This window comes from Streptomyces sp. P9-A2, from assembly GCF_036634175.1.
Taxonomy (GTDB): domain Bacteria; phylum Actinomycetota; class Actinomycetes; order Streptomycetales; family Streptomycetaceae; genus Streptomyces; species Streptomyces pratens.
Map to the genome: position 1 here is coordinate 7,213,194 of NZ_JAZIFX010000001.1, position 22,428 is coordinate 7,235,621.

Here is a 22,428-nt window from a genome sequence, read left to right on the forward strand (position 1 = left end):
GGGGAGCGCCGAGGCCGAGGATGTCGGCAAGGAGACGCTCGTGGGGCGGGGTGAGCTTCACACGGTGGTCATGGCGGCTTGCGACGGTCGGCGCTTCTCTCGGCTCAGAGGATCGCCACGGCCCGTCCGGCGACCTCGCCCTTGGCGAGCTTGTCGACGTACTCCGGGAGGGTGGGGTCGCTACGGGACCCGGCGGCCGCCGTGGGGCCGCGAAGCGGGGGGAGGGCGCGGGCACCGGCCGTCCGATGGGGCGGCGCCTACGCCTTCGGCCCGATGCCCACTGTGTCCGTACCGGCGTCGTTCTGCGGCTCCGCGGGCTCCACCACCGGGAGGGCGCCTGTGGTGGTCGCGATCGACGGCGTGAGCACCGAGGCGTAGTCGTGCTGGCTGGAGTAGGTGAGGAAGCCCAGGTGCGCCTCGTAGCGGTCCAGGACGTCGTCGATCACCTGCTGGGGGGACAGGCCCATGAGGTCGTAGCCCTCGGAGCCGGTCTGGGTGAACACCTCGACCCGGTAGTAGACGTCCGTCTGGCGGGACATGCGTCCGCCGAACATCGGCACCGGGGCCTCGACGGCCTGTACCTGGTAGTGGAAGTCGCGGTGCTCGGGGATCGTGACCACCAGCGCGTGGCCGGAGATGCCGGCGTGCTCGTTCGGGGCCAGGTCCAGCGTGGCCTGGTAGCCCTGCTTCCCGAATTCGCGGACCACGTCGGCCAGCGCCGGCTGCACGGTGCGCTCCATGAACTGGGCCACCTGCTTCTTCGAGGGGTAGGAGCGCATCCGCTCCAGCCGCTGGCGCCAGGTGCGCTCGGGCACGTGGCCGCCGTGCGCCGCCGTCGACTGCCGGCGCAGGACCCGGCCCTCGCGCTCGGCCCGCTCCATGCGCAGGGCCTTGGAGAAGGAGGCCATCACCAGCCAGGCGATGACCGTCACCGGCAGGGCGAAGATGAGTGTCGCGTACTCCATGGTGGTGACCCCGCCGGCCACCAGCATCGCGATGGTCAGCAACGCGGTGAGCACCGCCCAGAAGACGCGCAGCCACTTCGCCCCGTCCTGCGACGGTTTGGGGATCGAGGAGGAGAAGTTGGACATCACCATGGCGCCGGAGTTGGCGCTGGTGAGGTAGAACAGCAATCCGGACAGCGTGCCGAGGCCGATCAGGAAGGCGGCGCCGGGGAACATCTCCAGCAGCGCGAACCAGCCCTTCTCCGGGCTGTCCATGGCCTGTCGGGCGAACTCCGTGTTCCCGTCCAGGACCTGGTGCATGGCGCTGTTGCCGAAGACGCTCACGAGCAGGAAGTCGCAGAGCACCGGGGCGGTGACGGCGGCGATGACGAACTCGCGCAGGGTGCGGCCGCGGGAGATGCGGGCGAGGAACAGGCCCACGAACGGGCCCCAGGCCAGCCAGAACGCCCAGAAGAACAGGGTCCAGCCGCCCATCCACTCGGAGCCCCCCTCCTGGTAGGCGAAGGTCTGCAGGGTCCGGTCCGGCAGCGAGAAGACGAACCGGCCGATGTTCTCCACCAGCGCGTTGAGCAGGAACGCCGTCTCTCCGGTCACCAGGATGTAGAGCAGCATGGCCGCCGCACTCCAGATGTTCAGCTCGGAGAGCAGCCGGATCCCCTTGTCCATGCCCGAGGTGCAGGCGGCGATGGTCATGACCACGGCCACGACCACCAGCGCGATCTGCAGGGCCAGGCCCTCCGGGAGGCCGAACAGCCAGGCGAAGCCGACGTTCAGCAGCACGACGCCGATGCCCATGGAGGTGGCGACGCCGAAGACGGTGCCGACCAGGGTGACGATGTCGATGGTGTCGCCGATCCCGCCGCGGACGCGCTTGCCGAGCAGGGGGTACAGGGCGGCCCGGATGGACAGCGGCATGCCCCAGCGGTAGGCGAAGTAGCCCATGGCCATGCCGAGCAGCGAGTACATGGCCCAGCCGGCCACGCCGTAGTGGAACATGGTCCAGACCACGGCGTCCTGGGCTGCCGCGGCCGTCTGGCCCTCGCCCGTCGGCGGAGCCATGTACTGGGTGATGGGCCCGGTGACGGAGTAGAAGAGCATGTCGATGCCCACACCGGCGGCGAACAGCATGGCCACCCAGGTGAAGAGCTTGTACTGCGGCCGGGAGTGGTCGGGGCCGAGCCGGACGGAACCCTCCTTGGACAGCGCGACCCAGAGGACGAACACGATCACCACGGTGATGGTCAGGACGTAGAACCAGCCGAGGTTCTCCGCGATCCAGGCCACCATGGCCCGCATGGTGTCGGCGGCGTGCCCGGGCGCGAACATGGCCCAGAGGGAGAAGGCGACGATGACGGCCGAGGAGATGACGAAGACGCGCCAGTTGACCTTGGGGCCGGGCTCCTCGATGAGTTCCGCGGGGGCCTTGCTGAGCTCCTGGCTGGAGACGGGGGGACGGTTCTCGGCCTCCTGGCCGTGGCGCCGCCGTTCGGTGCCGCCGAGGTGGCGGCGTTCGATCGGGGCCTTCGGCGGCTCGCCTCCGGGGCGGGGCGTGTGTACGGCTTCGGGCATGCAGTCCTCCTCCTGTCGGCGACGGGTTCAGGCGGGCGCCGGCGTGGGCAGACGTCCGCGGCCTCGATCCGAAGGGATGGGGGAGGCCGTGCACGGTGGGCGCCCTGTCATGGGGCCCACCTAGCCATTAGAACGCCTAACGAAATGATCTCCGTGCATCGCCCCGGATTCGGCAGAGATCTCAGATGTCGGCTGTGACCTGGGCTTTCGCGGTGCTCAGGTAGTGGTTGACGGCTTCGTGTCCGGCGGGCGAAATGTGCCCTATCTCACCGTTGGGCCGGGTCCGGTCGTCCCAGTCGGTCGCTGCCGCGTGGGGAGGGGCAGCCGGTGCTCCAGCGCCCCGCGGGCGACCGCGGGGCGCTGGCAGCGGTCGGTGATGCCCCATGCGTCGGCGAGGGCGGCGACGAGGAGGAGGCCGCGGCCGGACTCGGAATCGGCGTCGGGTCGGGCTCGGCGGGCGCGGTGACGGCGGGTCGGCGTTCCGTGCGGGTGTCGGAGACCTCCACGCGCCGCCGCTCGCCGTCCGCCCCGGGGCCAGCAGGACGTGGAAGCCCCGGCCGGGGATCCGCCCGTACTGTACGGCGTCGGCGCACAGCTCGGCGGTGATGAGGCCTGGTGTCTCACCCGAGGCGGACAGAGAGGGGCCCGCCTGACCCCCGTCTACTCGTCGCCCTTCGGGCCGTCGTGGTTCCTCGTCCAGAGGCGCCGCTCGGTCAGCGTCATGCCTGCGCGCCGCGCTGCACGGCATACCGCCGCGACGCGATGGAGCCTGGGCCGAAGGCCGTGCGGAGGACCCGCCCACCCGTCGCCGGTCGGCATCAGCGCGGCCTCGGTCCACGCGGTGAACCGACGGCGCGCGGTGGCCGGCGAGACACCGAACGACTCCGGCAGAGGCCGCCACACCCCCGCTCGTCAGCACGTCCACCTCGACCGTGAACATCGCTCGCTCGTCCCGCACCACGCAAGCGTCACCTCGGCTTTGCGCTCGTAGCGTCGGTGGAAGCGGGCGTGTGGACGTGTCCGACCTGATCGCTCAGGTCTTGGCGGCCGGGGCGTCGGGGTCGCAGGAGAGGCGGGCCGCTGCCAGGGCCGGTGCCCCCTCCTTCACGTTCTCGATCGGTGTGGAGCATTCCAGGAGGCCTGAGCCGTCGATGACCCAGCTGGTTGCCCGGCCCGTCACCGGCTTGCCGTCCCCGCAGGTGTACCGGAAGTCGGCGGTGACCTGTTTCACCCAGGCGTACTGCACGATGGTTCCGACACCGTCGACGGTGGTGCTGCCATTGTCGAGGTCCGGTGCTGACCTGTGGACATTGGTGAATTCGGTGCTCACGCCGTCGTCATCGGCGTTCGTTTCTCCGATGAGGGCGGCCAGCGAGCGGAGGGCGGCCTTCGCGTCGCCTGCCCGCGATCCCTTCTCGAAGGTGACGGCGGTACGCGGTGTGTGAAGTGGCGTCAGCTTGTGCGTGAGCCTGGCGCCTTTCCTGTCGATCTTCTCCTTCTCGGCGACACCCGTCAGGACGTCCCGCTCGTCCACGTTGAACCATGAGTAGGCGCCGTCCTCGCAGATGCTGTCGGCCGTGGCCGTGGCCTTGGCGGTCGGCCCGTCGCCGTCCGAGGTGCAGGCAGCCGTGCCCGCTAGCACTGCGACAACAGCGCACGCTGACAGAAACGTCTCTTTGATCTTCATGTTCTTGTCCCCCGGAACCACTGGTCAGATGGTGCGGTCGATCCTGCCCGGCAAGACACTGCCGAGCAAGGCACTTGAGCCACTTGTGATCTCGGGGCAGGCGACGCCGGTGTCACCCCTTGCTGACCGCCGCCAGAATCTCCGGCAGCCGCCTCGCCGTGCGCGGGGCCACCAGCTTCAGGACCGCCTGGACGAGCAACGCGCCGTAGAGGGCGCCGGTCTGATGCTATGGGTCAGTGCCCTTCTGCGGGGGCGGCGACGTCAGTGAGGCGTTCGGCCTCCGTCCACAAGCACGCCGTGACCGTTTTGTCCTGGGCGCTGCGGGGCAGGGGGGCGGGCTTGGTCGGGCCGACCATCGCCCAGCGCGGGCCGTAGTAGCCGGTGGCCTCGGCGTCGGGATTGGTGGTCGCGTACAGCAAGGGCTCCGCGCCCTGTTCCGGGCCCTGGGACGGCACGATCTTGTACAGCACTGATTCGAGCAGGTCGGGTCGGCCGCCGTTCAGGGTCGGGCCGGACGTCATCAGGGTGGTGCGGGTGTAGCCGAGGTGCGCGCCGGCCGACAGCAGCGGCCGGCCTTGCTGGGCCGCGAGGTCGGCCAGGTGCACCATCATCGCCGTCATACAGCGTTCGCACGTGTACCGCCCCGAGCGGAGCCAGTCGTTCCGGTTCAGCCGCGGCGTGAACCGTTCACCGGCAGGGGTGGTTGTGCTGCGGTCGTGTACTCACGGTGGCGTGCCGTGGCCTAGCGTGACCAGTGGTGACGCGCCGACGCGAACCCTTCGTACGCGGCGGCACGCGACGGTGCACGGAGCGGCCGGGAACGGCACGGGGAGAGGCGCGGGACATGACGAGCGTGCGGGATGAAGAGACGGGTCAGGGACAGGCGGCGGTGCCGGTACCGGTGCAGGGCGGTCAGGGGCAGGGGAGCGGGAAGCCCGGGGACGAGCCGGGGGCGGGCGTGGTGACCGCGTTCGGACGGCAGTTGAAGCTGCTGCGCATCCGGGCGGGCCTGGAGCGACCGGAGTTCGGCAAGCGGATGGGCTACTCGCCCGAGACGGTGGCCTCGATCGAGCAGGGGCGGCGGATTCCGCAGGCGCGGTTCATCGAGAAGGCGGATGAGGTGTTGGGGGCTGGGGGGTTGCTCACGGCCTTGAAGGAGGAGGTGGGGAAGGCTCAATATCCGGCGTTCTTCCGGGATGCGGCACGACTGGAAGCAGACGCGCAGGAGCTGTTTCTGTATGCAATGCAGGCGGTACCAGGACTCTTGCAGACTGAGGAGTACACCCGCGCCCTGCTCACCATGCGGCGCCCGTTGTTGGAGGAGGTGACGATCGAACAGCGCGTGGCCGCACGTTTGTCGCGCCAAGATGTCTTCGGTCGCTGGCCGTCGCCGCTGATGAGCTTCGTGATCGAGGAAGCGGTGTTGCACAAGCCGTTCGGTGGTACTGGGGTGTTGAGGGGTGTCCTGGAGAACATCCTGCTGGTCGGGCACAAGCGCAACGTGGAGATCCAGGTCATGCCGAACGACCGGGAGGACAACGCCGGTGTTGACGGCCCCTTCACGCTCATCACGACGAAGAAGGGCGACCAGATTGCTTACCTGGAAGTCCAGGGGCGCAGCATCCTGGTTACTGACCGAGATGAAGTGCGAGCCATCTCGGCACGTTATGGGATCATCCGAAGCCAGGCTCTCGCCCCGAGAGAGTCCCTGGGATTCGTAGAGAAGGTGCTGGGAGAGCTATGAACACGGGTGAGTCGTTCCCTCCGGTCTCGGAGGCCACGTGGTTCAAGAGCAGTTACAGCAGCGGCGAAGGTGGGGAATGCCTGGAAGTCGCTTGGCGGAAGAGCAGCTACAGCGGTGCCGAGGGCGGTGAATGCATCGAGATTGCCGAGGCGCGCGGAGCGGTGCTGATCCGGGACTCGAAGCGAACCAGCGGCCCTGTCCTTGCCGTTGGTGTAGAGGCATGGGCTGGGTTCGTGGGGCTGGCCGCCGGGCGCTGACCGGCGGCAGGATGTACGAAGGAAGGGGTCCGGCGTGCACGCCGGACCCCTTCCTTCGCCTCGCGTCTCAGAAGTCGTCCAGACCTTCCTCGCTGCGGATCATCCGCCAGGCCGCGCGGCGAGCGCTGCGGTCCAGGTTGGACTTGAACTCGCGGTCGGCGCCGAAGTAGCGCTTGCCGAGGGTGTCGATGGTGGACACGTGGTCCATCATGTTCTCCTCGAACTTCTTGTCGTAGACGAGGCCGAAGTTCTCCTCGTCGTTGACGACGGCGGCGGCGCGGACCTTCGGGTCCTCGTTGGTGAGGTTGAAGACGGGCAGAAGGTCCGTCTCGGTGAAGTCCGTACCGAACTTGGCGTTGAACTTGTCGATCAGTTCGGACAGCAGGGACTTCTCGTCGTCCTTGGCTCCGCCCACGCCGTGGCCGAAGCCCTTGAGTTCGGCGGCGCCCTCGGGGGTGAGGGCCACGTCGTGCTCGCCGGTCTTCTCGACGCGCAGGTGGCTCAGGTCGACCTCGCCTATGTCCACACCACCGTCGGCCCGGTGGGGGAGACGGTTGAGGAGGTAGCGGCCGTAGAGGTGCAGGCGCTCCAACTCGGGGTCGTGGTACGGCACGATCTGCGCGAGGAAGCCGTACTTGCGGACGTAGTCGTTGAGATGGGCGCGGAACTCCTCCGCCGTCTCGACGTCGTCCTCCTCCTCGCTGTCCATCAGCGTGGTGAAGCGGGTGACGGCGGGGGAGAGGAGCCGGTACAACTCGGCGTGCAGCTTCTCCCACTTGGCCTGGGAGCCGCCGGCCTTCTCCTTCGCCTCGAAGTACGCCGTGGCGAACTCGTCCATGTCCTGCTCCGAGATGATCGGCGCGGACATGACCCGGCTCTGGGCCGTGTAGAGGAGGTTGGGGTCGGAGGGGAGGGTGTGCGCCTCCTCGAAGTACGGGCGGAACGCTTCCTGGATGTCCTCGGCCTTGTTGACGAAGTCCAGGACGGCGAGGTCGGCCTGCGCCTTGCGTTCGGCGGTGCGGTTGAGGCGGGAGAGGGTCTGCACGGCCGCGATGCCGGTCAGCGTCTTGTTGACGTACATGGTGGTGAGGAGCGGCTGGTCGAAGCCGGTCTGGTACTTCTCGGCGACGACCAGAATCCGGTACTCCTGCTGCCCCTTGCCGCCGGCCTTCACGGCCTTGTCGTCGGCGCGGGTGTACGCGAACGCCTTTGGTAGCCCGCTCTCGGACAGCCCGCCGTTCTCCTTGCTCTCGGTCGTCTCCTCACCGTCGATGGTGAGGGAGCCGGAGAAGGCGACGAGGACGCCGAGGTCCGGGTACTTGGTGTCGTACGCGCGGTCCTCGATGTAACTCTGGATCTGGCGAGCCATCTGCACGGCGGAGTGCCGGGAGGCGGTGACCACCATGGACTTGGCCCGCCCGCCGAGCCGGCCGCGGGTGTGGGCGACGAAGTGCTCGACGATCACCTGCGCGTGCTGCGAGACCGTGTGCTCGTGCATGAGCGCGAACCGGGCGAGCAGGCTGTTCGCCTTGGAGGGGGCGACCTCCTTCTCGTCGCGGTTCAGGTTCGCGAGCTTCCAGTAGGTGTTGTACGTGACGTAATTGCGCAGCGGGTCGAGGATGAAGCCTTCCTCGATGGCCTGACGCATGGAGTACGTGTGGAAGGGGCGGTAGACGGACTCGCCGTTCTCCGTGCCCTCCGTGCCGAAGAGTTCGAGGGTCTTGGCCTTCGGGGTGGCGGTGAACGCGAAGTAGGAGAGGTTCGCGGCCTGTGAGCGCTCCACCGCCTTCGCCTTCAGCTTGGCGTCCACGGTGAGAGTGGTCGAGCCCTGGTCCTCAGTGTCGGCGTCCAGACCGAGGTCTCGCAGCGCGGACTTCACGGCGGTGGCGGCGTCGCCGGACTGCGAGGAGTGCGCCTCGTCCACGACGATCGCGAAGCGACTGCCCTTGATCTCGGTGGGGTTGCGCTTGACGTAGTCGAGCAGGGCGGGGAACGAGTGCAGCGTGACGGTGACGATCTTGCCGGTGTCCCGGGAGAGCGCGCGGGCGAGCTGTTCGCTCTTCGCGCCGTGCTTCTCGTCGACCTTCACGACCAGGCCGTCGGTCTGCGAGAAGTTGCCGACGGTTTCCCGGAGTTGGGCGTCCAGGTTGCGACGGTCGGTGATGACGATGACCTTGTCGAAGACCGGTTCGCCGGGAGTGATGCGCTGGTTGGCGAGCGCATCGGGGTCGAGGACGGTCGGGTCCGTGTCGGCGTGCAGGTCGCTCAGGCGGTGGGTCAGCCAGCCGATGGTGTTCGACTTGCCGGAGCCGGCGGAGGCCATGACGAGGTAGTTCTGCCCCGCGCCGTGCGTCGCCGCGTGTGCGGTCAGCTTCTTGACCACGTCCCACTGGTGGAAGCGCGGGAAGATCGTCGACTTGGTGGTGCCGCCGCCGGGTGTCTTGTGCTTCTGCTGGTGCACGAAACGCTGGAGGAGGTCCAGCCAGTTGTCGCGCTGCCAGACGTGCTCCCAGAGGTACGACGTGGTGTACGTGCCGTGGAGGGTCGGTGCGGGGTTGCCGGCGCCGCCGGGCTGACCAGGGCCGTTCGAACCGGTGTTGAACGGCAAGAACTGGGTGCTCTTGCCGCGCAGTTGTGTCGTGACGAACACCAGGTCAGGGTCGACGGCGAAGTTCGCGATGACCCGGCGGGTGAAGATCAGCTCGGTCGGGTCGCGGTCGGTCCGGTACTGCTCCTTGGCCTGATCGACGCCCTGCCCGGTGAGCGGGTTCTTCAACTCGGCCGTGGCGACCGGGATGCCGTTGAGGAACAGGGTCAGGTCGAGCCGGTGACCCCAGTCGGCCTGCTTGGTGGCGTAGGGGAGTTCCCGGACGACGGTGAGGCGGTTGGCTCGGTAACCGTCGAGAACGGAGTCCGCGGAGATCAGGTTCGGCTTGAAGTAGGCGACGTGGAGGCGAACTCCGCGATCCTTGACGCCGTTCCGGAGGACGTGCAGCAACCCGTCGTCGGCGATGGCCCGGTCGAGCCGCTGGGCGAACCCACGCTGGGCCTCGTTGGGGTCGCCGCCGTAGACGATGAGGAGGTCGTCCCACTCGTCGGGCTGGGTCGCCCCGAGGAAGGTGAACAGCTCGTTGGTGTCGAGCCCGAGATCGGCTTGGTAGTCGCTGGGGCTCGCCTCCCGCCAACCGCGCTCACAGAGCGCCGCAACAATGGCTGCCCCGAAGGAAGACTCGTCGTGCACGGGGCTCATCCGGCGACTCCTTCGGTCACGTTGCGCCCGCTGGCGGTGGCCACGTCGAACTGGCCGGTTACGGCGGCGGTAATGAGGGCTTGGCGGCGTTCTTTCAAGAGAGTGATTTGCTCTGACATAGCACGATGAAGCGTCTCTCTTTGGCTCAAGGTATCTGTGATCCGTGCCGCGGCCTCTTCCTGTGCTGCCAGCGAAGGAACATCTAGAACAAGGTTGGCAATATCGCCAAGCCCCAGACCAGCCTTGGTCCCTCCATAACTGTTCATCCGCAGCGTCTGTCGCGATCGTGCGGACTTGAGCGCGTACGCAAGCCACTGAGAGCAGGTAGCCGGAATCGGTCGGATGAGAGCGATGTGTTGGCTAACGTTTCCGTTAGCGCCGCGTTCATCGACCAAGGCAACCGATCCGATGTCTGCGGTGATGCTAATAAGGATGTCACCTACTTGAGTGCGTGACCTTTCACGTTCTGGCCCGGGTTCCGCAGCGACGTAGAGCGAGTCTCGGAGATCGAGCCGGACACCCCGCCTTGGGATGTTAGTGATCCGCAGGAATAGGCTGCCGCTTTCGGCGGCCAGGTCCCCCCAACCGCGCGGCCCGCTTGTGATCTTCGTTGCCAGATGCTTGAGGCGAGTAGGCTGACCGCCGGTGCGGTCGAGCGTCTCGGTGATGGTGCTTTTGTCGGATTCTTGAAGTAGTGCCATTTGCTGCGCTCGATGCGTAAGCAAGCCATCGAGACGCACTGTCTCGGTGTCGAGGAAGTCGGCGATGCGGTGCTGTGTTTCCAAGGGTAGTAGGGGGATCGGGGTGCCGAGCACGATGGACGTATTGAGGTTATCCATCGTGCTACCGACCGCTAGGCGTGAGAAGTAGCTACGCGTCTCGTAGGACTGCAGGGCATATCCGGCAAAATGCGAGTCCAGTTTTCTTGGATCGGTGCGCACTCTGATGGAGCCAGTTCCGCACAGCCATCCCTCGGCTTCCTCGGAAACAACGCCTGAGCGCCCCAACTCTCCTCGTCGAGCGAAGACTAGGTCTCCTACTCGAAGTCGGTGCATGGCTAGTCTTTCTGCGGTTGAATTGGTCACCGTGATTTGCCTGTCGGCAACCAAATTTCCGTCCTTGATGTTGGACGGATTAATGACCGGCACCCCATCTTCGATGTACTCGTCTGCGTGAAGCTGAGAACCGAATGGGCCTGTCTGTGCATCTACTGAAAAAATTTTCAATGGCGCGGAGTGCATCAGTTGGTAACCTCCCCCAACAGCTCCTGAATCTCCGCCTCCAGCGCCTTCAAATCTGCGTCGATCTCCGCCAACGGCCGAGGCGGCTCGTACACATAGAAGTGCCGCGTGAACGGAATCTCGTACCCGATTTTCGTCTTACTGCCGTCGATCCACGCATCCGGTACATGCGGGTGGACCTCCCGCTCGAGGTACTCCTCAACATCCTCACCCAACGGCACGTTCTCGAAGTCCCGCAACTCCGAGTCCGGCTCCGGCTTGCCCTTGACGAGCTGGACCTCGCCCTCCGGGTTTCGCATCCCAATCGCATCCCGCAGCGCCTTTAGGAACGGCGCCCCCGACGGCCATGTGGAGCCGGCCTGGATCACCGCGTCCTTCAGCGCAAGCCACGCATCCGTCTTCTTGGCCCAACTGCTGCCCTTCAGCTCCCGGAACGCCTCCAGCATCAGCGAAGCCTGCGGCAACTTCTGGATGACCTTCGACGCCTCCAGCGCCGCCAGCGTCTCCTCCGTAAGCTCGAACCGGAGCTTCAGTGGGCGCTCGACGGTGATCCGCTGGTACCCGAACGCGGTGTTGTCGAAGACCTTCACCTTGTCGTGCAGCGGGTGTTCCGCGTCCATAGCCGCGTCCAGTGCCTCGCCGTACAGCTTGACCACCGTCGCGATGTGCTCCTTGCTCAGCGCCTTGCGCTTGTCGCCTAGTGACTTGCGCATCTTCTGCCACTGGTCGCGCGCGTCCAGCAGTACGACCTTGCCCTTGTGGTCGGGGCTCTTGCGGTTGGTCAGGATCCAGAAGTACGTCGAGATGCCGGTGTTGTAGAAGAGCTGGTCCGGCAGGGCGACGATGCCCTCGAGCCAGTCGTTCTCCAGGATCCAGCGGCGGATCTCCGACTCGCCCGAGCCCGCCCCGCCCGAGAAGAGGGGCGAGCCGTTGAAGACGATCGCGATACGCGAACCGCCCCCGCCGTTGACGTCCACCGGCTTCATCTTGGAGATCATGTGCTGGAGGAACAGCAGTGAACCGTCGTTGATGCGCGGCAGCCCCGCCCCGAAGCGGCCGGCGTCGCCGAGCGTCGCGTGCTCCCGCTCCACCTCCTCCTTGACCTTCTTCCACTCCACGCCGAACGGCGGGTTGGCCAGCATGTAGTCGAAGGTCGAGCGGGCGTGGCCGTCGTCGGAGAAGGAGTTGCCGTAGGCGATGTTCTCCGGGTCCTGGCCCTTGATCATGAGGTCGGACCGGCAGATCGCCCAGGACTCGGGGTTGAGCTCCTGCCCGTACACCTCCACCGTGGCGTCGGGGTTGAGCTCCTTGATCAGGTCGTCCGTCGCGGAGAGCATGCCGCCCGTGCCGCAGGCCGGGTCCATGACCGTACGGACGACACCCGGGAGCTGGAGGCCGTCACCGTCCGGGGCGACCAGGAGCCGCACCATGAGCTGGATGACCTCGCGGGGCGTGAAGTGCTCACCGGCCGTCTCGTTGGACTGCTCCGCGAAGCGGCGGATCAGTTCCTCGAAGATGTAGCCCATGTTGTGGTTGGACACGACCTCGGGGCGCAGGTCCAGGTCCGTGAACTTGCCGATGGCCTGGTAGAGCAGCCCCGAGCTGTCGAGCCGCTTGATCTGCTGGGCGAACTCGAAGCGGTCGAGCACGCCACGGGCGTTGTCGGAGAAGGACCCCACGTACACCGTGAGGTTCTTCGCCGCGCTCTGCGGGTCCGCCGCGATCTTCTTCAGGGTGAGGCCGGACTTGTTGTAGAAGGAGTGGCCCGCGGCCCGGCGCAGGAAGCGGTCCGGGTCGATGTCGCCGTCCTTGTACTGCTCCGCCAGCGCCGTGACCTTCTCGCGCGTCGGCTCCAGCACGCACTCCAGCCGTCGCAGCACCGTGAACGGCAGGATGACCTTGCCGTAGTCGGACTGCTTGTAGTCCCCCCGCAGGAGGTCGGCGACGGACCACGCGTGGTTCGCCAACTCCGTGTGCTTACTGCTGTTCAAGTGGATCCCCGGATTCCTTCCGAAACGTCCCAACCCCACCGCCCGAGCCGAGCCAGGTCGACTGGCAGGCCGGGCGGTCCGACAAGTGTGGTCCATGGGCGAAGCCCTGTGTGCCTAATGGGGCGAATCGCCACCCGGGCCCCGGCCTCGTACCGCGGTCGCGTCCGCCGCTGTCTCCCGGGACGACGGAAGCAACTGGCCGCCGGTCAGGCCCCCCGACAGCAGCCGTGCCGTCTCCTCCGCCAACCGCGTCGCCCGCCCCGCCTCCGCCCGCAGTTCGTGGACGCGGCGGAACGCCTCCCCGTACCGTCGCTGCTCCTCCAGCGGCAGCAGCGGGACGCGCAGCCGGCCGGGGCTGACGTTCAGCACCGTGCTGCCGGTGGACGCGCCCGCGATGTTGTCCTCGGCGCCCAGGAAGCCGGCGAGGAACCAGGCGTCCAGGCGGGCCGGGTCGGGCCGGAACAGGTGGACGTGCGGGCCGAGCAGCGCACCGGCCTCCGCCTCCCCGACGACCAGGGCCATCGCACCGCCGCCGCCGCTCGCGACCGCGCGGACCAGCACGTCCCCGGCGGCGATCACCGGTGCCGTGTCCGTACGTACCGTCGCCGGGTCGCCCGTCGGGCCCGAGCCCCGGGAGATGTCCGAACCGGTGAAGACCGGGCGGGCCGCGTCCGCGCCCGCTCCCCGCCCGCCCTTGCCGGCGCCGTCGTCGTCTCCGCGCCCGCGTGATCCCTCCGGCGTCGTCCGCAGCAGCGTCAGCGCGCCGCCCCGCGCGAGGTCGGCCGCGGTCGCCGTACGCCACTCCCGGGCCGAACCGCCCGCCGCGTCCCAGTCGTCGTAACCGGCCGCGCGGCCGAGGGACTTGGCGGCCTTCACCAGGTTCCGGCGCGTCGCGTCGGCCTCCGCCGCCAGCTTCGCCGGGTCCACCTCGGAACGTGAGGCGCGTACGAGACGGGTGGGCGTCAGGTCGACGGTTTCGTCCAGCAGGTCGACCATGTCGACCGCGCGCGCGACGCCGGGCTCGTCCTCGAAGGCGTCGGGGTCCGCCGCGAAGGCGTGCCACGCGCCCAGGGCCCGGCCGGTGATCCGCTCCCAGTCCAGCGAGGCGGACCGGCTGCCGCCCCGGGTGCGCGGGCCCGTCCGCGTGTCCGTCTTCGCGTCCGCCGCCGACGACTCCGCGGTGTCGACGAACAGCACCGACTTGCGCTCGGCGCCGCCCGGTTCGGGCCGTTGCAGGATCCAGATCTGCAGGCCGATGTGGAACGGCACCGACGCGCCGACCGGCAGCGCCACCACCGCGCGCAGGGCACCGCTGCGGACCAGTTCCGCCCGTACCCGGCGGCCCGAGGCGCGGCCGGCCGTCGCGGGCGGCAGGAGCAGGGCCGCGTGGCCGCCGGGCGTCAGGTGGGCGAGGGAGTGCTGCACCCAGGCCAGCTCGGACTCGGCGCGGGCCGGTACGCCGTACGCCCAGCGCGGGTCGTACGCCAGCTCGTCGTACCCCCAGTCCCGGTCACCGAACGGCGGGTTGCACAGCACGGCGTCGGCGGCCAGGTCGGGGAAGGCGTCCGCGCGCAGGCTGTCGGCGGCGCGGACGGAGACGGTGGTTCCGGGCGGTGCCGTCAGCAGCAGGCTCACCGCGCTGCGCCGTGCCTGCACGGGGAGGACGTCCTGGCCGTACAGCTCGGCCGCACCCCGGCGGGCAGCCGCCTCGAGCAGGGCGCCGCTGCCGCAGGCCGGGTCCAGGACGCGGGCCGGGGCGCCGGGCAGGAGGCGCGCGAGGAGGTCGGCGAGCGGGGGCGGCGTGCGGTACGCGCCGCTCGCCGCGCTGTCCTCCAGCTCCCGCTCCGCGAGCACGCCCAGCGTCGCCTGGCCGCCCTCGTCCCGTACGCACACGTACAGCGCGCGGAGTACGGCGGGGTCGACGCCCGCGAAGCGCACGCCGCCCCCGCCGGGCACGGCGTCGGCGACGCCCGCCGCGTCGCGCTCCGCACGGACGGCGATGTCCGTGTCCGAGAGCTGTGCCGCGGCCGTGAGCTGGTCCGGGGTGCGGCGGGCCGCCGCCAGGACGAGGAGCAGCAGGTCCGCCGTGGCGCCGTCATCGCCGGAGCCCTCGCCGGTGCCGTGGGCGCTGAGGCGGAGGGTCGTGCGCAGTTCCTCGGCCGGACTGGCCGCCGAGGCATAGCCGCGCGAGGCGAGCCATGCCCTGACCGCCTCCAGGTCGTACAGGGGACTGCTCTCCGCGCCGCCGGACGGCTCGGGGAAGTCGTCGTACCGGCGGCGCCAGTTGCTGACGGTGGCACGCGTGACTCCGGCGATGCGGGAGATCTCGGCGGCGGTCACCTGTGCGGACGACTGCTGGGGCATGACGGAAGACCTGGGCCTCTCGATAGCGGACGTCAACAACTTACAGCACCCGTCAAACCTGTCTAGATGTTTGACAGTGTTTTCAAAGGCGTGCTTATCTGGTGACGCTTCCGCAGGGAGTCGCAGTCATTCGGCTCGGCGGCCCCGTTCGGTCGTGCCGTTCCGCCGCGCGGTTCAGCGGTGCCGTCCCACGTCTGCTGCGTGAGCTCTTACGTCTGTCCGAACTCCGGGGGGAGTCACCATGCGCCTGACCATGCCGACCGGTGCCGTCGAGGGAACCCGGCTCACCGTCATGCCGTTCCGCGACGACGCCGTCGTCGGAACGATGGCGGTGCCCACACTCGTCCAGCTCGTCCCGTCACCCCGGGCCGAGGAGGACCCGAGGAGGCTGAAGGCCGCCTCCGGCCTGATACGCCGCCACGCCGAACTGCGGGCCACCGTGCAGCGCACGCTGAAGTCCTCGCAGAAGGGCAAGAACGTCGGGCCGTACGCCGAGTACATCGCCGCCGGCCTCAAGGGCGAACTCGGCGCCGCCTGGTCCACCCCGCCGATCACGCTCTGGCACGCCGGACCGCTCGCCGCGCTCAGCGACGAACTCGTCCCCGGCAGCGGCCTGCGCACCCTCACCGTCGCGCCCGGCACCATGGTCGTCGCCATCGACGGCGAGACCCAGACCACCGCCTGGCACGACCTCTACGACGACCCCGAGACGTACGGCCTGACGTACCCCGAACTCACCCGGGTGCGCCTCCCGTTCGAGCTGTACGTCGACCTCGCCCCGGCCGACGCGCGCCAGATCTTCTACGACCGCAACGTGCAGGGCGTCGACGTCGCCAAGAACCTCGCGATGTCCATGGACCAGCGCGACGCCGGCACCCGGCTCGCCCACCTGGTCGCCGACTCCGTCCACGTCGACGTGGACGGCCGGCGAGTGCCGTTCGCCCGGCTCGTCAACGTCAGCAAGCGGCAGGTGTCGACCGGAGACCGCGAGGTCGTCACCCTCTCCGCGCTGCGCGCCCTCGTCCTCACCACCCTCTACGGGCGCGGCGGACTCCAGCGGTCCGCCGAACCCGTGCACGAGAACGACCTGCCGGGCAGGAACCGGCCCGAGCCGGTGGAAGCGGCCGTCGTCCCGGTGCTCGGCCAACTGATCGCCCGCTACGCCCGTCACCTGACGGACCGCAGCGCCCTCACCGCGCCCGCCGTCCTCGCCGGACTGGGCATCGCCGTCCACCACACGATGCCGTGGAGCCAATCGACGTCCGCGTTCCGCCTGGAGGACCTGGTCCGCCTCCTCGACGACATCCACTGGGAGCGCGAGGCGAAGTACTGGGACGGCGTCGCCGCCAAGACCGGCACCTCCGGGCGCCTCAACTTCAGCGGCGGCGTGAAGGACTCCGGCGGCCGGGTCGCCGACGCGATCCTCTACCCGGCGACCGAGGCGGGCCGCAGGATCCGGGGCTTCTGAACCCCGGCGAGCGCCCCCACCCCCCTCGACTTCAACTCATCCCACATCGCGCACAGCGATCCACGCACGCGTCACACGAAAACGGAGCACGACCATGTCCTTCCAGCAGCCCTCCCCCTCCTCCTCTCCGCAGCCCGGCCACGGCGCCCAGGGCCCCTACATCCCCGGCGCACCCACCGGCTACGGCGCCCAGGGCCCCTTCGGCCCCGGCACGCCCACCGGCCCGGTCCGGCCCCCGAAGCAGCACGGACGGTGGCTGAAGTACGGGGCGATCGCCTTCGTCTCCCTGTTCATCGGGGTCGGCATCGGAAGCAGCGGCGACGGCACGGCGGCGGCGGACACGGCAGCCGCCGACACCAAGTCCGGGCCGAGGCCGACCGCCACCGTCACCGAAACCGCCAAGGCCGCCGACGGCGGTGACGGTGACGCCAAGCCCGTCCCCACCGTCACCGAGACCAAGACGGTCACCGCCAAGCCGAAGAAGACCAAGAAGCCGGGCCCGGCGACCAGCTTCTCGGGCGAGGGCGAGTACGTCGTCGGCGAGGACATCAAGGCCGGCACGTACAAGACGGCCGGAGCGGACGGCGACTTCGGCTGCTACTGGGAACGGGCCAAGGACGCCAGCGGCGAGTTCGGCTCCATCATCGCCAACAACAACCTGAACGGCCCGGGACGGGTGACCCTCAACACCGGCGAGTACTTCAAGACCAACCGGTGCCAGGAGTGGAAGAGGGTGGGCTGAACCGGTGTCCGTTCCGGACGACCGTCTCGTAGCCGAATGGGGACAGGTTCTGCTGAAGACGGCCCGCGCGGGTGCCACCATCACCTGGCGCGAGTTGCTGAAGCAGACCGGGACACGTCCCCAGGACGTCAGCGGGACACGTCAGGTGCGTCTCCTCGCCGCCGTCGACGCGCCCCGCGCGAAGGCGCGCAAGCCGCTGCTGTCCAGCCTGATCACCTTCTCCAGGCAGGCACAACCGAACGACGCCGCGCCCCCTTTCTTCCGTCAGGTGCTCTTGCTTCCCACCTGGCACTACTTCCTCTGGAACCTCACGTCCCAGTCTCCAGGTGTCCAACATCAAGGGGAAGCTTCATCTCGGACGTGTACCCGGCCATCGGGCTCTGCCCACCTTGCGAGTCCCAAGCCCTCCTGGCGTGGTGCACCGTGGGGCTCGCGGCGCGGCTGGGCCGAACGGTGTCGAGGCTTCTGCCGATACCAACCATTTTCAACTTATTGCCCCGGAACGCCATCCAAGTCCCGCCCTGAGACGTATCCCATGTGTAGCAAGTTTCAGGAGGAACGCAATGGCTATCTTCAGCAATCTGATTCCTGCCAATCGCCGGGACCGCAACAACGACACGTCGCGCCGCGATGACTTCTCGGGGCACGACCACGGGCGCGACCACGGGCGCGACCACGGCGACCGTCACGGCGACCGCCACGGCCACGGCGACCGTCACGGCTACGGCCACTAGTGACACACCACGGAGGCTGAGCGGACCGTAGACCGGAAGGTCCTGGTCCGCTCCGTCCGTCCTTCCACGAGGAACGCATGCCATGGTGCATGTCCTGCGGCGTCTGCTGTCGGTGGGTGAGGCTTCCGATGTGGTGGCGGCCGCGCCCCCGGTGTCTCCGCGCGAGGTGTTCCGGCGGTTCTGGCCCTATACCCGCGGCGGTCGGCGCTGGTTCGCTCCCATCGTCCTCTTCAGCCTGATCGGCCCCGCCCTCGACGCCACGGAGATCTGGCTCTTCAAGATCGTGGTGGACGATGTGCTCGTTCCCCGCGACGTCGGACCGCTCCTGTGGATCGCACCGACCTATCTGGGGCTCATCATGGGCTCCGGCATTCTGGGGTTCGCCGACGACGTGACGTCCACGTGGGTCAGCGAACGCTTCCTGCTGACGCTTCGCTCCGATGTGTTCCGGCACGTCCAGGGCCTGTCGCTCGGATTCTTCGAACGCCGACGGCTCGGGGACGTGTTGTCGCGTGTGACGGGCGATGTCGACGCGGTCGAGACGTTCCTGCTCTCGGGAGTGGCGGACGCCCTCTACTACGTGATCCGCCTGGGTCTCTTCCTCGGTCTGCTGTTCTATCTGCAGTGGGATCTGACCCTCCTCGCCCTCGTCATCGTGCCGCTGTTCTGGGGCGCCGCCCGGCACTTCTCGCGGCTGATCAAGGAGGCGTCCCGGGAGCGCAGGCGCCGCAGCGGTTCGATCAGCGCGATCGCCGAGGAGTCGCTGGGCAACGTCGCCCTGGTGCAGGCGTACAACCGGCAGAGGTGGGAAGAGCGCCGGTTCGAGCGTGAGAACGTCGGCAGGTTCCGGGCCACGATGGCCTCGACGCGGATCCGCGCCGTCTACGGATCCGTCGTCGAGGTCGTCGAGGTGTCCGGTGTCCTCGCGGTCATGAGCCTGGGCACCTGGAAGCTGGCCCAGGAACAGCTCACGCTGGGCGGACTGCTGGTCTTCCTGGCGCTGATCGGCAACCTCTACAGTCCGGTCCGCGGTCTGTCCCACCTCGGCACCACCTTCTACGCGGCGTCCGCCTCGGCCGAACGGATCATCGAGTTGCTGGACCAGCGGCCGCAGGTCGTCGAGGCCGCCGGCGCCCGCCGGATCGGCCGTGCGCGGGGTGACGTGGAGTTCGACGGCGTCTCCTTCCGCTATCCCGGTACGCCGTCCTGGGCACTGTCGGACGTGTCGTTCCACGTGGCAGCCGGAGAGACGTTGGCGCTGGTCGGGGCCAGCGGGGCCGGCAAGTCGACGGTCGCGAAGCTGCAGCTGCGCTTCTACGACCCCGACCGGGGCGCGGTCCGCCTCGACGGGACGGATCTGCGGGACCTGCGCCTGTCCGACCTGCGGGAGAGCGTCGCGGTGGTCCTGCAGGAGACGCTCGTCTTCCACGGCACCGTGCGGGACAACATCGCCTACGGCCGGCCGGAGGCGACGGAGGCGGACATCGTCGCGGCGGCGCGCGCCGCGGACGCGCACGAGTTCATCGAGCTGCTCCCGGAGGGCTACGACACGATGGTCGGCCAGCGCGGCCGGACGCTCTCCGGCGGGCAGCGCCAGCGCCTGGCGATCGCCCGCGCGATGGTCAGGGACGCGCCCGTGCTCCTCCTCGACGAACCGACCACCGGCCTCGATGTGCGGTCCGGCCGGCGGATCATGGACCCGCTGCGCCGGCTCATGGCCGGGCGGACGACCGTCGTCATCTCCCACAACCTGCTGACCGTCCGAGACGCCACGCGCATCGTGGTTCTCGACCAGGGCGGGATCGTCGAGTGCGGCGCCCACGACGACCTGCTCGAGCGCGGCGGGACGTACGCCCGGCTGCACCGGCTGAACGCCCTGGCCGGTGCCGCCCCAGCCGGGTTCTCGGCCCCTGGGACGGTGCTGCCGTGAGTGTCCCGGCGGTGCGGGCCGCCCCGCCCCTGGCACCCGGCACGAGACCGGTCCCGGGCTACGAGGTCCTGGCGCATCTGGCGCGCACCGGCTGGCTCGACGTCTACGACGTCTGGAGCGAGGAACGGGACTGCCGCTGTGTGATCAAGGCCGTGCGCCCCAACCGCCGGGACCAGGAGCAGCTGCGCGACCAGCTGCTGCGTGAGGGGCGGTGGCTGGGGGCCTTCACCCATCCGCACCTGGTCCGCGCGTACGAGACGTTCGAGTCGCCAGTGCCGCTCGTCGTCCTGGAGACGCTGACCGGCGAAACGCTGTCCCACCTCGTCCACCGGTTGCGACGCCGGCCGTCCGCCGCCGACGTGGCGCTTCTCGGGGTGCAGCTGTGTTCCGCGATCCACTACCTCCACGGTCAGGGTCTGCTGCACCTGGACCTCAAGCCGTCGAACGTGGTGGTGGACTGCGGTCACGCGAAGGTGCTTGACCTGAGCATCGCGCGGCCGCCCGGGCCCGCGCCCGCGGGGGTGGGCACGTTCTGCTACCTCGCTCCCGAGCAGGCCCGCGGCGGGCCGCTGTCGGCAGCCGCGGACGTGTGGGGCATCGGCATCACGTTGTACGAGGTCGCCGCCGGGGACGTGCCGTTCGGCCGCGGGGATTCCCGCGGGGTTTCTCCCCGTGGGGAGAAAGAGGACGAGCCCTGCGACGGCAGCGTCACGGGCGGCCGGGACGACTGGTATCCGCAGCTGGAAGGGACCGCCCCACCGATCGGCTCGCGGCGGCGTCTGCCCGGGAGGCTCGCGGCGGCCATCGACGGCTGCCTTCGGACCGATCCGTCGTCCCGGCCCTCGGTTGCCGAACTGGCCGCCGCACTCGACGCGACGCTGCCCGGCCCGGGGCGCCGCACCGCCCGCCCCTGAGGCCGTGGCGGGGCGCCGATTTCACGCGCTTCGGCCGGTCTCGAAGTGGCCGGTGGCGAGGACGGTGCCGTCGGAGGTGGTCAGGCGGGCGCCGGAGAGCGCCGCGGGGTCGACCGGGGCCGCCGCGCCCCATTCACCACGTCCGTTGCTCAGGGTGAACGTGCCCACGCGGATCGTGGTGCCGTCCGTGCGCTCCAGGAGGCAGACGACCTTGCCGCTGTACGGAGTGCCGACGGCGGCAAGGTCGACGGTCATATAGATCCAACCCGGTTCCCCCGGGTCTCCCGGGTGGGCGTAGACATCGCCGGCCGACGGCCCGAGGCCCGAGGCCGAGGTCAGCTCTCCCTCCATCAAAGGCGTCTGGATCTCCACGGCGGGGGAGCTCGAGGCCGTGACACTCTCGATGGCGGTGCCGACCGCCCAGCCGGTGAACCCGAACGCGAGTGCGAACGCGGCCGCGGCGGATGCGACCCGCAGCCGGACACGGCGTGCGCGACTGCGGACCGCCTTGTGCGCGAGGTCGGACGCCCGCGTGTGGGGGTCCCCCTCGCGCGCCGTCACGTCCTGCAGTCTGCGCGCCACCCGGGTCTCGAACCCGAGCGGCGGCTCGCTGCCCGGCACCAGCCCGATCAGTCCGTCGCCCACCAGGGTCATGTGCTCGATGTACTCCCGACAGGCCGCGCACCGCTCCAGATGCGCGACCGCCATCGCCCGCTCACGGCCGGGCAGCACGCCCAGTGCCATCTCGGCGCCGATCTCCCGCAGCGCCTCGCAGGTCACGTCACTGGCCATGGTCCCCTCGATTCGGAGAGGCGAGAGTGTTCCGCAGCTTGCCCATCGCTGTCCTGATCCGCGTCTTTGCGGTGCCCAGCGGGATCTTCTCCCAGTCGGCGATCTGCTGGGCCGTCATTCCGTAGATGCCCGCCATCACCAGGGCACGACCCTGCTCCCGCGGCAGCTGCGCCACGGCGGCCCGCAGCTGGGACGAGGCCTCGTCGGCCAGCGCCCACTGCTCGGGGGTCTCGGTCACGACATCGAGGAGCGCGTCGAGGTCCTCGGGCGCCACCGGCTCCGTCCGCCGCGCACGGACGGCGTCGATGGCGAGATTGTGCGCGATGGTCGTCAGCCAGGTCGTCACCGACCCGCGGCGCGAGTCGTAGATCTGCGCATGACGCCACGCACGCTCGAACGTCTGCTGGGCGATGTCCTCGGCAAGCTGCGGATCTCCGGTGACGGCGATGGCGACACCGAAGACCGCGCGCTGGAACCTCCGTACGAAGGTGACCGCGAGCTCCGGATCACCGGTGGCCAGCCCGGACAGCAGAGCCTCGTCCGGGAGACGGCCAACGGGGAACCGGAAGCTCGGCACACTTATATGTACGGTCCGCCCCCGCCAAGGGATTCCCTGGCCGCTGCGGAAAATCACATTCCCATTCTGCGCCGGTTTCCCCGGCTGCACGAACTGCTCGCAGCGCGGTCACTGACCGTTCCGCGCCAGCCGCAGCAAGTGATCCGCCAAGGCCCGACCCGCGGTCGGATCCCTGTCCGAAGAACGCGAGACCCTGATACTGG

General features: G+C 69.1%; 16 protein-coding genes. 7 read left to right on the top strand and 9 right to left on the bottom strand.

The annotated features are described in order from the left end of the window. Positions 1 to 257: 257 nt before the first annotated feature. The 3 genes from betT to V4Y04_RS32545 form a co-directional block, all read right to left on the bottom strand. Entirely contained in the window at positions 258 to 2,534 is a 2,277-nt protein-coding gene (gene betT, locus V4Y04_RS32535; protein ID WP_332431920.1) for a choline BCCT transporter BetT, read from the bottom strand. Positions 2,535 to 3,567: 1,033 nt separating this feature from the next. Then, positions 3,568 to 4,176: a hypothetical protein gene (locus tag V4Y04_RS32540; RefSeq protein ID WP_332431921.1), complete on the bottom strand. Its 609-nt coding sequence runs from the start codon at positions 4,174 to 4,176 to the stop codon at positions 3,568 to 3,570. Positions 4,177 to 4,454: 278 nt separating this feature from the next. Next, positions 4,455 to 4,841 (bottom strand): hypothetical protein, encoded by a 387-nt coding sequence (locus tag V4Y04_RS32545; RefSeq protein ID WP_332431922.1) that lies wholly within the window; start codon positions 4,839 to 4,841, stop codon positions 4,455 to 4,457. Between the two features lie 224 nt (positions 4,842 to 5,065). On the opposite strand from V4Y04_RS32545, the gene V4Y04_RS32550 reads away from it, so the two are divergent. Continuing rightward, the gene (locus V4Y04_RS32550; protein ID WP_332431923.1) at positions 5,066 to 5,965 is read left to right on the top strand and encodes a helix-turn-helix domain-containing protein; all 900 of its coding nucleotides are present in this window, start codon (positions 5,066 to 5,068) and stop codon (positions 5,963 to 5,965) included. Then, a complete protein-coding gene (locus V4Y04_RS32555) occupies positions 5,962 to 6,222 on the top strand; it encodes a DUF397 domain-containing protein (RefSeq protein ID WP_332431924.1) in 261 nt (86 codons plus the stop codon). The genes V4Y04_RS32550 and V4Y04_RS32555 overlap by 4 nt, the downstream gene beginning before the upstream one ends. A gap of 67 nt (positions 6,223 to 6,289) precedes the next feature. Here the strand turns inward: V4Y04_RS32555 and V4Y04_RS32560 are convergent, their stop codons facing one another. The 4 genes from V4Y04_RS32560 to V4Y04_RS32575 form a co-directional block, all read right to left on the bottom strand. Beyond that, positions 6,290 to 9,472: a type I restriction endonuclease subunit R gene (locus V4Y04_RS32560; RefSeq protein ID WP_332431925.1), complete on the bottom strand. Its 3,183-nt coding sequence runs from the start codon at positions 9,470 to 9,472 to the stop codon at positions 6,290 to 6,292. Continuing rightward, positions 9,469 to 10,713 (bottom strand): restriction endonuclease subunit S, encoded by a 1,245-nt coding sequence (locus V4Y04_RS32565; protein WP_332431926.1) that lies wholly within the window; start codon positions 10,711 to 10,713, stop codon positions 9,469 to 9,471. Before V4Y04_RS32565 ends, V4Y04_RS32560 begins: the two co-directional genes overlap by 4 nt. Next, entirely contained in the window at positions 10,713 to 12,704 is a 1,992-nt protein-coding gene (locus tag V4Y04_RS32570; RefSeq protein ID WP_332431927.1) for a type I restriction-modification system subunit M, read from the bottom strand. Before V4Y04_RS32570 ends, V4Y04_RS32565 begins: the two co-directional genes overlap by 1 nt. A 114-nt stretch (positions 12,705 to 12,818) precedes the next feature. Further along, positions 12,819 to 15,068, bottom strand: a complete 2,250-nt coding sequence (locus tag V4Y04_RS32575) for an N-6 DNA methylase (RefSeq protein ID WP_332431928.1) — start codon at positions 15,066 to 15,068, stop codon at positions 12,819 to 12,821. A gap of 241 nt (positions 15,069 to 15,309) precedes the next feature. On the opposite strand from V4Y04_RS32575, the gene V4Y04_RS32580 reads away from it, so the two are divergent. The 5 genes from V4Y04_RS32580 (at position 15,310) to V4Y04_RS32600 (ending at position 20,856) form a co-directional block, all read left to right on the top strand. Beyond that, positions 15,310 to 16,536: a DNA sulfur modification protein DndB gene (locus V4Y04_RS32580; protein ID WP_332431929.1), complete on the top strand. Its 1,227-nt coding sequence runs from the start codon at positions 15,310 to 15,312 to the stop codon at positions 16,534 to 16,536. Positions 16,537 to 16,630: 94 nt separating this feature from the next. Further along, positions 16,631 to 17,278 carry a hypothetical protein gene (locus V4Y04_RS32585; RefSeq protein WP_332431930.1) on the top strand — a complete coding sequence of 216 codons (648 nt, stop codon included), beginning with the start codon at positions 16,631 to 16,633 and terminating at the stop codon, positions 17,276 to 17,278. Positions 17,279 to 17,841: 563 nt separating this feature from the next. Next, complete coding sequence (locus V4Y04_RS32590) at positions 17,842 to 18,012, top strand: hypothetical protein (protein ID WP_332431931.1); 171 nt, start codon at positions 17,842 to 17,844, stop codon at positions 18,010 to 18,012. An 82-nt stretch (positions 18,013 to 18,094) separates the two neighbouring features. Then, complete coding sequence (locus V4Y04_RS32595; protein ID WP_332431932.1) at positions 18,095 to 19,942, top strand: ABC transporter ATP-binding protein; 1,848 nt, start codon at positions 18,095 to 18,097, stop codon at positions 19,940 to 19,942. Further along, positions 19,939 to 20,856, top strand: a complete 918-nt coding sequence (locus V4Y04_RS32600; RefSeq protein ID WP_332431933.1) for a serine/threonine-protein kinase — start codon at positions 19,939 to 19,941, stop codon at positions 20,854 to 20,856. Before V4Y04_RS32595 ends, V4Y04_RS32600 begins: the two co-directional genes overlap by 4 nt. Positions 20,857 to 20,877: 21 nt before the next feature. Here the strand turns inward: V4Y04_RS32600 and V4Y04_RS32605 are convergent, their stop codons facing one another. Further along, the gene (locus V4Y04_RS32605) at positions 20,878 to 21,648 is read right to left on the bottom strand and encodes a zf-HC2 domain-containing protein (RefSeq protein ID WP_332431934.1); all 771 of its coding nucleotides are present in this window, start codon (positions 21,646 to 21,648) and stop codon (positions 20,878 to 20,880) included. Further along, on the bottom strand, positions 21,638 to 22,225 hold the full coding sequence (locus tag V4Y04_RS32610; protein ID WP_332431935.1) for an RNA polymerase sigma factor: 588 nt from the start codon (positions 22,223 to 22,225) through the stop codon (positions 21,638 to 21,640). Before V4Y04_RS32610 ends, V4Y04_RS32605 begins: the two co-directional genes overlap by 11 nt. Between the last annotated feature and the right edge of the window lie 203 nt (positions 22,226 to 22,428).